Genomic DNA, 13,920 nt, shown 5'->3' with positions numbered 1-13,920 from the left:
CTTTTTATAAGAGGTTATGTTATAGTTTTACTTAAAAGCGTTAATGTGATGAAGGGAGAACGAAAGCATGAGGTATTTAACAGCCGGGGAATCTCACGGCCCGCAGCTTACGACAATTATTGAAGGGGTTCCAGCAGGACTTCAAATCACGAAAGAAGACATCAGCTATGAGCTGCAGAGACGTCAAAAAGGCTACGGTCGCGGACGGCGGATGCAAATTGAAAAAGATGAGGCGCAAATTACAAGCGGCGTAAGGCACGGGCGTTCTCTCGGATCGCCGATCGCCCTTGTCGTTGAAAACAATGACTGGAAGCATTGGACGAAAATCATGGGCTCCGAACCGATTACAGCCGAAGAGGAAAGCGAAATGAAGCGCCAGATTTCAAGGCCGAGACCTGGTCATGCCGATTTAAACGGCGCGATCAAATACGGCCACAGGGATATGCGAAATGTGCTTGAGCGTTCTTCCGCAAGGGAGACAACCGTTCGGGTTGCGGCGGGTGCTGTCGCTAAAAAGATTCTCTCACAGCTCGGCATAAAAGTGGCCGGCCATGTGCTTGAAATCGGCGGCGTCAAGGCCGAACAAACAAATTACGCTTCAATCGAAGAGCTGCAAAAAGTGACGGAAGAATCTCCTGTCAGATGCTATGACGAGGAAGCGGGCAAAAAAATGATGGCAGCGATCGACGAGGCGAAAGCAAATGGAGATTCCATCGGCGGAATCGTCGAAGTGATCGTCGAAGGAGTTCCGGTCGGAGTCGGCAGCTATGTTCATTATGACAGGAAACTCGACAGCAAGCTCGCGGCTGCTGTTTTAAGCATCAATGCATTTAAAGGCGTTGAATTTGGCATCGGTTTTGAAGCGGCAAGGAAAAACGGCAGTGAAGTCCATGACGAAATTATTTGGGATGAACAAAAAGGCTATACGCGGGCCACGAACCGTCTGGGCGGACTTGAAGGCGGAATGACAACAGGCATGCCGATTGTCGTCAGAGGCGTTATGAAGCCGATTCCGACATTATATAAACCGCTGAAAAGCGTTGACATCGAGACGAAAGAGCCGTTCACAGCCAGCATTGAACGTTCCGATTCCTGTGCTGTCCCTGCGGCAAGCGTTGTGGCAGAAGCTGTAGTGGCATGGGAGATCGCCAATGCGGTCGTCGAACAGTTTGGCGTCGATCAAATGGATCGCATCGCTGAAAACGTCGAGAAAATGAGAAGACTTGCGAGGGAGTTTTAATGAAATCACTTCAAATCGAAACCGCATCTCTGTCTTACCCGGTTTTTATCGGAGGGGGAATCAGAAAAAACGCGGCTGAGCTTTTGTCATCTTTAAACCTTCCCATGACAAAACTGCTTTTGATTACCGATGAAGAAGTTGACAAACGCTACGGAACAGAGCTGTTCAATCTACTCCAAAGCAGATGGCAAGTGAAAAAGGTAGCCGTCCCCAGCGGCGAGCAGGCCAAATCGATCGATATGTTCATGATGCTGCAAACGGAAGCTATTCAGTTTCAGCTTGACCGTTCATCATGCATTTTGGCGCTGGGCGGAGGTGTCGTCGGTGATCTTGCGGGATTTGTGGCTTCGACTTTTATGAGAGGCATCGATTATGTTCAATTCCCGACGACTCTGCTTTCACATGACAGCGCGGTCGGCGGCAAAGTCGCCATCAACCATCCGCTCGGCAAAAACTTAATCGGCGCTTTCCATCAGCCGAAAGCGGTGATTTACGATACGGAATGCCTGGCAACTCTCCCTGAAAAAGAAATGAGGTCGGGGATGGCCGAAGTCATCAAGCACGCTTTTATTCACGACGAATCGTTCTTGCAAGACCTTCTGAAAATAGACTCGATTGAAGAAGTGACAAATGAACAGCTGAATGAAATGGTTTATAAAGGCATTTCGATAAAAGCGGCGATCGTCTCAAAAGATGAGCGTGAAGCCGGAATCAGAGCCTTTTTAAACTTTGGGCATACGCTCGGCCATGCTGTTGAAGCCGAATATGGATATGGAGAGATCACGCATGGAGACGCCGTTGCCTTAGGCATGCAATTCGCCTTGTTTGTCAGTGAAAAGGTCCTGAATGCTCCGATTGATGTCAAAGGCATGTCAAACTGGCTGCAAAAGCTCGGCTACCCGGGAAGCGTGAAAAAAGAGATATCAACAGAAGCGCTGGTCAACCGAATGATGAATGACAAAAAAACGCGCGGTGGAATCATTCAATTTGTCCTGCTTGATGAGATCGGCAGTGTACATCTCAGCTCCTTTGAAGCTCGGGAAATCGAACGATGGCTGAATCTGTGGAGATTGGAGGGAGACGAATGATGATGCGCGGGATTCGGGGAGCGACAACTGTTGAACAAGATACAGACAAAGAGATCACGGCGAAAACGAAGCAGCTGATCGAAAAAATGATTGTTGAAAATAAAATCGAACCTGAGCAAGTGGTGCAGATTTTGATCTCGGCTACTTCCGACATTCACGCCGCTTTTCCTGCCAAAGTCGTCAGAACGTTTGACGGTTGGCAGCACGTCCCCGTCATGTGCATGCAGGAAATGGATGTTGAGCATGGTCTTAAACAATGCATCAGGGTGATGATGACGGTTCAGACCGAAAAGCGCCAGGATGAAGTCCGGCACGTCTATTTGGAAAAAGCGGTGACACTCAGACCAGATTTATCATTGACAAAAAAGACTGAATTGTAATACGATTGTAGAAACCTTGGAAATACACAGGAGTGTGTATATAGGTTTGACAATGAAAGCTGAGTATGAGACTAGGGTAGTTAGAGAATGAGTTGAGATGAGCTGAGACAAAACGTTTATCAAATTCTACCCAAAAGACGCTGTTCTTTTGGGTTTGTTTATTATTCCCCACATTTCAATCAATTTGTCTGCCTCAGAGGCTTCTTCTCATTCTCCTCCGCCTGAAAAAGGAGTGAGAAACCATTGACATATCAAAGCGATTTTTCCTCGTTTATGGAGGACACTTCACATTTTAGAACGATTCCCATTATAGAAAGCTTTTCCGTCGATACGCTGACACCTGTTCAAATGGTTGAAAAGCTTGAAAATGACATCGTGTATTTGCTGGAAAGCAAAGACGACACATCGGCATGGTCAAGATATTCGTTTATCGGACTCCGCCCTTTTTTGACGATTAAAGAAGAATTCGGTCGGTTTCATGCTTGCGGAGAGGACATGGAGAAGCTATACACCGCTTCACAGCTAAAGGAAGTTCTTCAATGGATGTCGGAAACATGCTTAATTAAGGCGCCTGATCTTGATATACCGTTTACCGGCGGCGCCGTAGGTTATTTAAGCTATGATCTGATGCCGCTTGTTGAGCCGGCCATCAAAAGGCATGAAAAGGAAACAGAGATGGCAAAATGTCTGCTGTTTGTCTGCAGCACCATGATCGCTTATGATCATGAGCAGAAAAAACTGCACTTTATTCAATATGTAAGGCTTAACGGCAGTGAAACAGAGAACGAAAAATCGCTGCTGTTTCAACAGGCTAAAAATGAGCTGAAAAAACTTACAAAAAGGCTGGCAGACCGAAAAACGGCGAAAGAGCTTTTTCTCCCGCAAGGACGGTATGACACTCCAAGCTTTGAACATGTTCAATCAACATATGAAAAACCGCAGTTTTTAGCCGATGTCGAACGATTAAAAGAGTACATTAGAGCGGGGGACATCTTTCAAGGAGTGCTTTCCCAAAGGTTTGATATCCCGGTCAAGGTCAGTTCCTTCGAGCTGTACAGAGTGCTGAGAATGATCAATCCGTCGCCATACATGTACTATATCAAGCTGCCTGACCGCGAGCTTGTCGGAAGCTCCCCGGAACGGCTGATCCACGTCCAAAACGGCCATCTTGAAATCCATCCGATCGCCGGAACGAGAAAAAGAGGAGCAGACCATGCCGAAGACGAGCGCCTGAAAAAAGAGCTTTTGGCAGATGAAAAAGAAAAAGCCGAGCACTATATGCTCGTCGATTTGGCGAGAAACGACATCGGCAGAGTCGCCGAATACGGATCGGTTCAGGTGCCCGAGTTTACAAAAATCGTTTCCTTCTCCCATGTCATGCACATTATATCGATCGTAACCGGTTCGCTGAAAGCAGATGTCCATCCGGTTGACGCTTTAATGAGCGCTTTTCCCGCCGGCACGCTGACAGGGGCGCCGAAAATCAGGGCGATGCAGCTTTTAAATGAGCTGGAGCCCGCCCCGAGGGAAACGTATGGAGGATGCATCGCTTATATCGGCTTTGACGGCAATATTGACTCTTGCATTACGATCCGCACGATGAGCGTCAAAGACGGTGTGGCCTCCATCCAGGCCGGTGCGGGGATTGTGGCTGATTCAGTCCCCGAAAATGAATGGGAAGAAACGTGTAATAAGGCCGGTGCTTTGCTGAAAACGATCCAAATAGCTGAGGATATGTTTCTGGAAAAGGAGGAGGACGGCAATGAACGAACTGCTGAAATCATGCGTTAATGGCCGCACACTGAATGAAGAAGAAGCGAACAACATCATGCATCTGATGATGAACGGTGAACTGACTGAAGCTGAAATTGGAGGGCTGCTATCCGTTCTCGCCTACCGGGGGGAGACCGTCGAAGAAGTCACCGGTTTTGTCAGAGCGATGCGGGAGAAAGCTTTTACAATCGCCGGTCCTGAACGTGTTGTCGATACGTGCGGGACGGGTGGAGACGGCAATTCGACTTTCAACATTTCCACTGCTGCAGCCATTATTGCGTCAGCCGCCGGGGCTAAAATTGCCAAACACGGAAATCGATCGGTTTCTTCGAAAAGCGGGAGTGCGGACGTGCTGGAATACCTCGGCGTTTCCATACAGACGACGCCTGAGGAAACAAAACGCAGTATTGAACGGCGCAATATGGGGTTCTTATATGCGCCAAGCTATCATTCTTCCATGAAGCATGTCACCGTGCCGAGAAAGGCTCTCGGATTTAGAACGGTGTTTAATCTGCTTGGACCGCTCAGCAACCCGATGAAGGCGAAACGCCAGGTCATCGGCGTCTACTCCTTTGAGAAAGCGAAGCTGATGGCCGGAGCTTTAGAATCCTTTGAACCGGATCATGTCCTGTTGGTTTCCAGCAGGGACGGCCTTGATGAGCTGTCCATCACATCGCCGACAGATGTGATAGAACTGAAAGACGGCAAAAGATATGAATATACCGTCGACCCGAACGATGTGGGGCTGCCGGCGGGGAAGTTTAGCGATATCCAGGTAGAGACGCCTGAAGAGAGCGGCCGCCTCATCATCGATATCCTGAAAAACCGGAGTGCTGAATCGGCGCTTCACATCGCTGCGTTCAACGCCGGAGCCGCTTTGTATGTCGCCGGTCAGGCGGGCGGTTTGAAAGAAGGGGTTGAAATGGCGCTTGAAACCATCGCAAGCGGTGAAGCGCTCAGCCAGCTGGAGCGATTAAAACAGAAAGAGGAAGAGATGTATGCTTAATCAAATTATTGAAAGAAAACGGGAAGATCTGTTGAATATCATGCTGCCGGAGGATCTGAATCTGCCGAAGCGGTCATTTAAAAAGGCTCTCCTGTCTCCAAACCGATTTGTCGCGTTAATCGCCGAAGTCAAAAAAGCGTCTCCTTCAAAAGGAGTCATCCAAGCGGATTTTCAGCCGGAAGCGATTGCGAAACAATACGAACAGGCGGGCGCCGATTGTTTGTCTGTGCTGACGGACGCTCCATTTTTTCAAGGAAGAAACGATTATTTGTCAGCGGTGAAGCGCACGGTTTCCCTGCCTGTTTTGCGAAAGGACTTTATCATCGATTCGATTCAGGTTGAAGAAGCGAGCCGCATCGGAGCTGATGCGATCCTGCTGATCGGCGAGGCGCTTGAGCCCGGAAAACTATTCGAACTTCATGAAGAAGCTGTTGAAAAAGGAATGGATGTGCTCGTTGAAGTTCATGGGGAAGGGACGCTTGAAGGGATCTTAAACGTCTTTACGCCTGAGATCATCGGTGTGAACAACCGAAATCTAAAAACCTTTGAAACTTCCGTCAGCCAGACGGAACAGGTCGCGAAACTGGTTCCGGACGGCACCGTTCTTGTCAGCGAAAGCGGCATCGGCAAAAAGGAGGATCTCACATTTGTAAAAGCCTGTGGGGCGCAAGCCGTACTTGTCGGGGAATCCTTGATGAGAGAGGCGTCACAGCTGAAAGCGGTCCATGCTTTATTCGGAGAAGCCGGCGATGAATAGACCAAGCTTAAAATATTGCGGGATTCATTCTTTGGAAGATTTGCGGCTGACGGTCCGATCGAAGGCGGACTACCTTGGATTTATTTTTGCGGACAGCAAACGGGCGGCAGATCCCGCCGTTGTGAAAAGCTGGCGCAGTCAGGTTGATACGGGAGAAAAAAAGCTTGTCGGCGTGTTTGTCAATGAGGATTGCCGCCGCATCGCCGAAATTGTAAAAGACGTTCGGTTGGACGTCATTCAGCTTCACGGGGATGAAACGGTGGAGGATATCAAGCATCTCAGAAGTATAACAGATTGCGAGATTTGGAAGGCGCTTCACCACGGTAGCGAAACGATCGCGAAAATGAAAGCCGCCGCACCCTATGCAGACGGGTTTGTCATTGACTCTTCCGTAAAGGGCATGAGGGGAGGAACAGGCATTTCATTTTCATGGGAAAGCGTCCCGGAATATAAAGAAACGGCTGCCGGGGCAGGTAAGCGCCTGTTGATTGCCGGAGGCGTCAATCCCGAAAGCGTAGCAGATCTTCTGCGCTGGGAGCCGCCGGGCATCGATCTGGCAAGCGGAATTGAAGAGAACGGGCATAAAAGCGGAAAGCTGATCAACCTTTTAGAAGAAAGGATGTACAATCATGTATTCATATCCGAATGAACAAGGCAGATTTGGTGATTTTGGCGGGAAGTTTGTTCCGGAAACACTCATGCAGCCTTTGGAAGAAATCGAAAAAGCGTTTCGTCAATTAAAAGATGATCCTTCATTTCAAGAGGAATACAAAAAACTGTTATTTGAATATTCGGGACGCCCGACCGCTCTGACCTTTGCAGACCAGCTGACAAAGCGCTTGGGCGGAGCGAAAATTTATTTGAAGCGCGAGGATTTGAACCATACCGGCGCCCATAAAATCAACAACGCGCTCGGCCAGGCGCTGCTCGCTAAGAAAATGGGAAAAACGAAGCTGATCGCTGAAACAGGTGCCGGACAGCACGGAGTCGCCGCGGCAACCGTGGCCGCAAAGTTCGGCATGTCGTGCATCGTGTTTATGGGTGAGGAAGATGTTGCAAGACAGTCGCTCAATGTTTTCCGCATGAAGCTTTTGGGGGCGGAAGTCGTCCCGGTCTCAAGCGGAAATGGAACGTTGAAAGACGCGACAAACGAAGCGATCAGATACTGGGTCCAGCATTGCCAGGATCATTTTTATATGATCGGGTCAGTTGTCGGGCCGCATCCATACCCTTATATTGTAAGAGAATTTCAGCGGATGATCGGTGATGAAGCGAAGGCGCAGTTTTATGAAACGGAGGGGAAACTTCCCGATAAAGTGGTCGCCTGTGTCGGCGGCGGAAGCAATGCAATCGGGATGTTCACTTCATTTATTGAAGAGCCTGTCGAGCTGATCGGTGTTGAAGCTGCGGGCAAAGGCGTCAACACGCCCCTTCATGCCGCCACGATTACAAAAGGTACCAAAGGTGTGATACACGGCTCTTTGACCTATCTGCTTCAAGATGAATACGGTCAGATCATTGAACCGTATTCCATCTCGGCCGGACTCGACTATCCGGGCGTCGGTCCTGAGCACGCCCATCTTCATCATACAGGCCGCGTCCGCTATGAATCGGTAACAGACGGCGAGGCTGTCTCGGCATTAAAAAAACTTGCGGAGACAGAGGGCATTTTGCCGGCGATCGAGTCGGCCCATGCGCTGGCTAAAGCATTTGAAATGGCACAAGAAATGCCGGGAGAAAAAAGTATTCTGGTTTGCCTGTCAGGCAGGGGAGACAAAGACGTCCACACCTTGATGAAGGTGTTGGAAGAAGAGGTGAATAAAGATGTTCAATCTGAAAAATCAGTCGTCAGATAAACTATTCGTTCCGTTTATTACAGCCGGAGATCCGCTGCCGGAGGTTTCGATCGAACTGGCAAAATCCCTTCAGGAAGCGGGCGCATCGGCTCTTGAACTCGGTGTTCCATATTCTGATCCGCTTGCCGACGGACCCGTTATTCAGCGCGCTTCCAAACGCGCGCTTGACAACGATATGAACATTGTAAAAGCGATCAAGCTCGGCGGTGAAATGAAAAAAAACGGCGTCCATATCCCGATTATTCTCTTTACGTATTACAATCCTGTGTTACAATTAGATACAGATCACTTTTTCGCTTTACTGCGACAAAATCAAATTGACGGACTTTTAGTTCCGGATCTGCCTTTTGAAGAAAGCGTATATTTGCAGCAGGAGTGTAAGAAGCAAGGTATCACATATATTTCGCTTGTCGCGCCGACAAGCGAAAACCGCATTCAAAAAATCGCAGAGCAGGCCGAAGGGTTTGTCTATTGCGTGTCTTCGCTCGGTGTCACAGGTGTGCGCAACGAATTTGACGATTCTGTTTCTTCATTTATCAGATCTGTAAAAGAAAAAAGCTCCGTCCCTGTTGCCGTCGGTTTTGGGATTTCCAGCTTTAAACAAGTGGAGATGATGAACGAACTGTCAGACGGTGTTGTTGTAGGAAGCGCTCTTGTCAGAAAAATCGAGGAGCTGAAAGAAGATCTCACAGATCTCGAGACAAGAGAGCAAGCCCTAAAAACGTTTGAGGAATACGCTAAAACATTCAGCGTATCGCACATGGTAAAATGAGGTGACAGCATCTTGCAAATCAAAGAACAATTAAAGCAGTTAAAGCCTTACCAGCCAGGCAAACCGATTGAAGCGGTCAAAAAAGAATTCAATCTGGAAAAAGTCGTCAAGCTTGCTTCAAACGAAAATCCGTACGGCTGTTCAGAAGCGGCCAAAGAAGCGATTCAGACTGAAATCCAGCAAATGGCGCTTTATCCAGACGGCTATAGCGCCGCACTGAGAACAAAGCTTGCGGGGCACCTTGGCGTAAACGAAACGAACATCATCTTAGGAAACGGGACAGATGAGGTCATTCAGATCATCTCCCGTTCTTTGCTGGGGCCGGGTCTAAACACCGTCATGGCGAACCCGACATTCTCACAATACAAACATAATGCAGTCATCGAAGGTGCAGAGATCCGGGAAATCGATCTGCTTGAGGACGGATGTCATGATCTCGATTCCATGCTTGAGGCGATCGATGAACAAACGAAGGTCGTCTGGGTTTGCAGCCCGAATAACCCGACCGGCACTTATGAATCAGAGCAAAAGCTGCTCCGCTTTTTGGAAAAAGTGCCGGAGCACGTGCTCATTGTTGTCGATGAAGCGTATTATGAATATGTAACAGCAGAGGATTATCCGGAGACCATTCCGCTTTTAAAACGCTACCCGAATCTGATGATTCTCAGAACGTTTTCCAAAGCATACGGTTTGGCTGCTTTAAGGGTCGGATACGGCATCGCTTCAGAACAGCTGGTTCAGGCGATTGAACCGGCGAGACAGCCGTTTAATACAAATCGGCTTGGTCAGGCTGCCGCGCTGGCCGCCCTTGGCGACCAGGCGTTTATCAAAGATTGTGTTAGGAAAAACAATGAAGGGCTTAAGCAGTACTACGATTTCTGCTCTGAGCATGGGCTGAAGTATTTTCCTTCACAAACGAACTTTGTGCTGATCGACTTTAAGCGGAATGGCGACGATCTCTTCCGCGAACTGCTTACAAAGGGCTATATCGTCAGATCCGGAAATGCGCTCGGCTTCCCGACTTATATCAGAATTTCCGTCGGCACGAAACAACAAAACGAAGCGTTTTTAAAAACTTTAGCCGGTATGTTGTAAGAGGTGATGTTTCAGTCACCTCTTTAGTCTATTGAACCAGGTGATAATCATGACTCAATCAAATGAAACGATATTTTTGGCCGGCTTGGGCTTAATCGGCGGTTCCATTGCCCTAGCTATTAAAAAGGAGCATCCGGAAAGAAGGATCATCGGATTTGATGTTTCCGGAGAGCAGGCAAGAGCCGCACAGAAGCTTGGTGTCATTGACGCCCCGGCCGCTTCTTTTTTAGAAGGAATCAAAGAAGCATCGACGGTTATTCTAGCCGCACCCGTCGAACAGACGCTCTACATGCTCGATGAGCTGGCCGCATCCGGCATGAAGAAAAGGATGCTGATTACCGATGTCGGCAGTACAAAGCAGAAGGTGGTCAGCCATGCTGAAAAAGTTTTGCCTAACGAGTATCAGTTTATCGGCGGCCATCCGATGGCCGGCTCCCACAAATCAGGAGTAGCCGCTGCCAAAGAACTGCTGTTTGAAAATGCGTTCTATATTCTGACGCCTTCCCGCTCCGCCGACAAAGAAGCCGTCGCCTCGTTAAAAGAGCTTTTAAAAGGGACGAATGCAAAGTTTGTGGAAATGACTCCGGAAGAGCATGATGCCGTCACAAGCGTCATCAGCCATTTCCCTCACATCGTGGCGGCCAGCCTCGTCCACCAGACGGTCAAATTCGAAGACCAGTATCCGCTCGTCAAACGTTTTGCCGCAGGCGGTTTCCGCGATATTACGCGGATTGCTTCAAGCAGTCCGGCGATGTGGCGGGACATTCTTCTGCACAATAAAGACAAAATTATCGAGCGGTTTGACGAATGGAAGCAGGAGCTGGACAGAATTCAGTCTTTTGTTGAAAATGAAGATGCAGACGGGCTGTTTGAATTTTTCCGGCAGGCAAAGGAATACCGTGATGAACTGCCTTTGCGGCAAAAAGGCGCGATCCCTTCCTTTTACGATCTTTATGTCGATGTCCCTGACCATCCGGGGGTCATTTCGGAAATAACGGCGATTCTCGCCGAGGAACAAATCAGCATCACGAACATCCGGATTATCGAGACAAGGGAAGAGATAAACGGTGTTCTCCGGATCAGTTTTCAATCTGACGAAGATCGCAAACGAGCTGAAAAATGCATTCAAACGCGCGCAAAATATGAAACATTTTACGCTGATTGAGGTGGAACAAATGAAAAGAGGAAAAGTCAGTTCACTTAATGGAGAACTTCATATTCCGGGGGATAAGTCGATCTCCCATCGTTCTGTTATGTTTGGCGCCATTGCAGAAGGAAAAACCGTCATCAAAAACTTTTTGCCGGGAGCAGACTGTTTGAGCACGATCGAGTGCTTCAAAAAAATGGGCGTTGGCATCGAACAGAACGAAAGCGACGTCACGGTTTACGGCAAAGGGCTTGATCAGCTCTCTGAGCCGAAAGAGCTTCTTGACGTCGGAAATTCCGGAACGACGATCAGACTGATGCTGGGCATTTTGGCCGGCCGCCCGTTTCACAGTACAGTGGCTGGGGATGAAAGCATCGCCAAAAGGCCGATGAAGCGTGTAACAGAACCGCTTCAGCAAATGGGTGCAAAAATCGACGGCCGCGCCGGGGGAGAATACACACCGCTTTCTGTCCGGGGCGGCAATCTGACAGCGATCGATTTTCAGTCACCTGTTGCCAGCGCGCAAATCAAGTCGGCCGTCCTCCTCGCCGGACTTCAGGCCGACGGCACCACGACGGTGACAGAACCTCACAAATCAAGAGATCACACAGAGCGGATGCTCTCGATGTTCGGCGTTACGCTCGAGGAAAGCGACACCTCTGTTTCGATTACAGGGGGACAGACGTTAAAGGCAGCCGATGTATTCGTCCCTGGAGATATTTCATCAGCGGCATTTTTCCTTGCAGCAGGTTCGCTTGTGCCAAACAGTGAAATCGTTCTGAAAAATGTCGGGTTAAACCCGACAAGAACGGGAATCATCGATGTCCTTGAAAAGATGGGTGCGGATCTCGAAATCGAGCCGAATGATGCCGCAAGCGGCGAACCATACGGCGACTTGAAAATCAAGACGGCGCCCCTGACAGCCACGGAAATTTCCGGTGATTTGATTCCGCGGCTGATCGATGAAATTCCGATCATCGCCCTGCTTGCTACACAGGCTGAAGGGATGACGATCATTAAAGACGCCGCCGAACTGAAGGTGAAGGAAACCAACCGAATCGATACCGTCGCATCCGAGCTGAAAAAACTTGGCGCGCGTATCGAGCCGACCGAAGACGGCATGAAGATCTACGGAAAGACGCAGCTGAAAGGCGGAGCGGAAGTTTCCAGCCATGGCGACCACCGCATCGGCATGATGCTTGGAATTGCCGCTTTGATCTGTGAACATCCAATTGACATCTTACATCCGGAAGCTGTGAGCGTATCGTATCCGACATTTTTTGAACATATCGAAAAGCTTGCAAAAAAAGCCTGAAGCCTCCGTGCTCCAGGCTTTTTTACGCATAAAACGGGGCATGACAGCATAGCTTGTCTTAAAGCGAAATCTATCCGCTTCCCCTTTTCTTACAAAAACCCGGGCAACAAATTTGCCGACAACGCCTTCAGTGAATTATGATAAAAATAATCTTACAAAGTATTGCCTAAAAGAGAGCAGGCGATGATTTGACGAAAGAAAGGGACGTTTAGATTTGAATACTTCGATTCAAGAAGCCATAAAATTAGTTGAAGCAGGCCATACGGAAAGCGGATTGAAAAAGCTTGCTGATATCGAGTCCAGTCTTCATGATGAAGACAAATTAATAGCAGCCCAGCTGTACTATGAATGGGGAATTGTTGATAAAGCAATTGCCATTGTGAATGATTTGCATGAACTTTATCCGGAAGAAACAGAACTGACTTGTTTTTATGCTGAGCTCCTCATTGAAACCGATCAGGAAGAAAAAGCGCTCGCGGTCCTGGAAACGATTCCGGAAACAGATCAGGCATACCCGGAAAGCCTGCTCTTGATGGCCGATCTCTATCAGATGCAAGGACTGTTTGAAGTCAGCGAGCAGAAGCTCTTGAAGGCGAAATCGATTTTGACAGATGAACCGGTGATCGATTTTGCTTTGGGAGAGTTGTATTTTACTCAAGGGGCTTACGGAAAAGCGGTGCGGCAATACAAAAAAGCAGCCCGTGAAAAAGCTGTCATCGGGGGTGTCAATGTTTATCAGAGGCTGGCTGAATCATTGAGCTCGTCAGGGGAGTTTGAAGAAGCGCTGGAATGGTATGAAAAAGCCGCTCAGGAAAATCCGGAGCCCAATACGCTGTTCGGATTCGGTTTTACCGCTTGGAAAGCGGGGTATTCTAAAACTGCGATCAAGCAGTTGACAGAGCTCAAGGAAATGGATCCGTCCTATTCTTCGCTTTATAAACCTTTGGCGAACAGCTACGAAGCCGAGGGGCTTTATGAGGAGGCCTTTGAAACGGCAAAAGAAGGTATCCGCGTAGATGAATTCAATAAAGAGCTTTACCTTTCTGCAGCAAAAGCAGCCCTTAAAACGAAAAGGCATTCAGAAGCGGCAGATCTCCTTCGTGAAGCGCTGGCGCTTGATCCAGGTTATATTGAAGCTGTCCAAACCCTGCTCGCTCTTTACCTCGAAGAAGAAGACTATGAGGGGATCATTGACCTTGTTCACGAAGTCCGCAAATACGGCGAGGATGACCCTAAATTCAGCTGGTTTCTGGCTTCGGCTTACAGGGGGGAGGAAGAGTATGGGAAGGCTTCGCAGGAATATGAGAGCGCATTTGAGCACTATCGGGATGACGGAGATTTCCTTTACGAGTATTCGCGCTTTTTGCTTGAAGAAGGAAGGCGGAAAGAAGCGCTGCCGCTGTTGAAAAAGCTGGCAGAGCTTAACCCCGCAGACACGGAAACCCAGGAGATGATTTTCAGAATCGAAGACGAAAATTCCTTTGAATAAGA

The 13,920-nt window shown here is 48.6% G+C and carries 13 protein-coding genes; all 13 read left to right on the top strand.

The features are described 5' to 3' along the window. Positions 1 to 67: 67 nt before the first annotated feature. The 13 genes from aroC to P3X63_RS12335 all read left to right on the top strand — a co-directional run bounded on the left by aroC (position 68) and on the right by P3X63_RS12335 (position 13,918). Entirely contained in the window at positions 68 to 1,240 is a 1,173-nt protein-coding gene (gene aroC / locus P3X63_RS12395; RefSeq protein ID WP_026587618.1) for a chorismate synthase, read from the top strand. Continuing rightward, complete coding sequence (aroB, locus tag P3X63_RS12390; protein WP_026587617.1) at positions 1,240 to 2,328, top strand: 3-dehydroquinate synthase; 1,089 nt, start codon at positions 1,240 to 1,242, stop codon at positions 2,326 to 2,328. Before aroC ends, aroB begins: the two co-directional genes overlap by 1 nt. After that, complete coding sequence (gene aroH / locus P3X63_RS12385) at positions 2,325 to 2,708, top strand: chorismate mutase (RefSeq protein WP_026587616.1); 384 nt, start codon at positions 2,325 to 2,327, stop codon at positions 2,706 to 2,708. The genes aroB and aroH overlap by 4 nt, the downstream gene beginning before the upstream one ends. A gap of 243 nt (positions 2,709 to 2,951) precedes the next feature. After that, positions 2,952 to 4,499, top strand: coding sequence for an anthranilate synthase component I (gene trpE / locus P3X63_RS12380; protein ID WP_277690901.1), 1,548 nt, complete (start codon positions 2,952 to 2,954; stop codon positions 4,497 to 4,499). Beyond that, a complete protein-coding gene (gene trpD, locus P3X63_RS12375; RefSeq protein ID WP_026587614.1) occupies positions 4,471 to 5,487 on the top strand; it encodes an anthranilate phosphoribosyltransferase in 1,017 nt (338 codons plus the stop codon). Before trpE ends, trpD begins: the two co-directional genes overlap by 29 nt. Beyond that, positions 5,480 to 6,244 (top strand): indole-3-glycerol phosphate synthase TrpC, encoded by a 765-nt coding sequence (gene trpC, locus P3X63_RS12370; protein WP_026587613.1) that lies wholly within the window; start codon positions 5,480 to 5,482, stop codon positions 6,242 to 6,244. Before trpD ends, trpC begins: the two co-directional genes overlap by 8 nt. Continuing rightward, the gene (locus tag P3X63_RS12365) at positions 6,237 to 6,893 is read left to right on the top strand and encodes a phosphoribosylanthranilate isomerase (protein WP_026587612.1); all 657 of its coding nucleotides are present in this window, start codon (positions 6,237 to 6,239) and stop codon (positions 6,891 to 6,893) included. Before trpC ends, P3X63_RS12365 begins: the two co-directional genes overlap by 8 nt. Continuing rightward, complete coding sequence (gene trpB, locus P3X63_RS12360; RefSeq protein ID WP_077736578.1) at positions 6,874 to 8,100, top strand: tryptophan synthase subunit beta; 1,227 nt, start codon at positions 6,874 to 6,876, stop codon at positions 8,098 to 8,100. The genes P3X63_RS12365 and trpB overlap by 20 nt, the downstream gene beginning before the upstream one ends. Then, positions 8,069 to 8,872 (top strand): tryptophan synthase subunit alpha, encoded by an 804-nt coding sequence (gene trpA / locus P3X63_RS12355; RefSeq protein ID WP_277690896.1) that lies wholly within the window; start codon positions 8,069 to 8,071, stop codon positions 8,870 to 8,872. The genes trpB and trpA overlap by 32 nt, the downstream gene beginning before the upstream one ends. A gap of 12 nt (positions 8,873 to 8,884) precedes the next feature. Further along, positions 8,885 to 9,967: a histidinol-phosphate transaminase gene (gene hisC, locus P3X63_RS12350; RefSeq protein ID WP_026587609.1), complete on the top strand. Its 1,083-nt coding sequence runs from the start codon at positions 8,885 to 8,887 to the stop codon at positions 9,965 to 9,967. A gap of 49 nt (positions 9,968 to 10,016) precedes the next feature. Next, positions 10,017 to 11,132: a prephenate dehydrogenase gene (locus P3X63_RS12345; protein WP_077736579.1), complete on the top strand. Its 1,116-nt coding sequence runs from the start codon at positions 10,017 to 10,019 to the stop codon at positions 11,130 to 11,132. Positions 11,133 to 11,142: 10 nt separating this feature from the next. Next, the gene (gene aroA / locus P3X63_RS12340; RefSeq protein WP_026587607.1) at positions 11,143 to 12,429 is read left to right on the top strand and encodes a 3-phosphoshikimate 1-carboxyvinyltransferase; all 1,287 of its coding nucleotides are present in this window, start codon (positions 11,143 to 11,145) and stop codon (positions 12,427 to 12,429) included. Positions 12,430 to 12,643: 214 nt separating this feature from the next. Beyond that, on the top strand, positions 12,644 to 13,918 hold the full coding sequence (locus P3X63_RS12335) for a tetratricopeptide repeat protein (protein ID WP_026587606.1): 1,275 nt from the start codon (positions 12,644 to 12,646) through the stop codon (positions 13,916 to 13,918). Positions 13,919 to 13,920 lie beyond the last annotated feature (2 nt).

Origin of the sequence: Bacillus sp. HSf4 (assembly GCF_029537375.1) — a bacterium.
Taxonomy (GTDB): domain Bacteria; phylum Bacillota; class Bacilli; order Bacillales; family Bacillaceae; genus Bacillus; species Bacillus sonorensis_A.
The sequence above is the reverse complement of the archived record's forward strand: the minus strand, read 5'-3'. Positions and strand labels throughout refer to the sequence as shown.

Excerpts from the sequence above, each read along its gene's own strand:
- aroC (WP_026587618.1), top strand. The coding sequence starts at position 68 with ATGAGGTATTTAACAGCCGGGGAATCTCACGGCCCGCAGCTTACGACA.
- aroB (WP_026587617.1), top strand. The coding sequence starts at position 1,240 with ATGAAATCACTTCAAATCGAAACCGCATCTCTGTCTTACCCGGTTTTT.
- aroH (WP_026587616.1), top strand. The coding sequence starts at position 2,325 with ATGATGATGCGCGGGATTCGGGGAGCGACAACTGTTGAACAAGATACA.
- trpD (WP_026587614.1), top strand. The coding sequence starts at position 4,471 with ATGAACGAACTGCTGAAATCATGCGTTAATGGCCGCACACTGAATGAA.
- trpC (WP_026587613.1), top strand. The coding sequence starts at position 5,480 with ATGCTTAATCAAATTATTGAAAGAAAACGGGAAGATCTGTTGAATATC.
- P3X63_RS12365 (WP_026587612.1), top strand. The coding sequence starts at position 6,237 with ATGAATAGACCAAGCTTAAAATATTGCGGGATTCATTCTTTGGAAGAT.
- trpB (WP_077736578.1), top strand. The coding sequence starts at position 6,874 with ATGTATTCATATCCGAATGAACAAGGCAGATTTGGTGATTTTGGCGGG.
- trpA (WP_277690896.1), top strand. The coding sequence starts at position 8,069 with ATGTTCAATCTGAAAAATCAGTCGTCAGATAAACTATTCGTTCCGTTT.
- P3X63_RS12345 (WP_077736579.1), top strand. The coding sequence starts at position 10,017 with ATGACTCAATCAAATGAAACGATATTTTTGGCCGGCTTGGGCTTAATC.
- aroA (WP_026587607.1), top strand. The coding sequence starts at position 11,143 with ATGAAAAGAGGAAAAGTCAGTTCACTTAATGGAGAACTTCATATTCCG.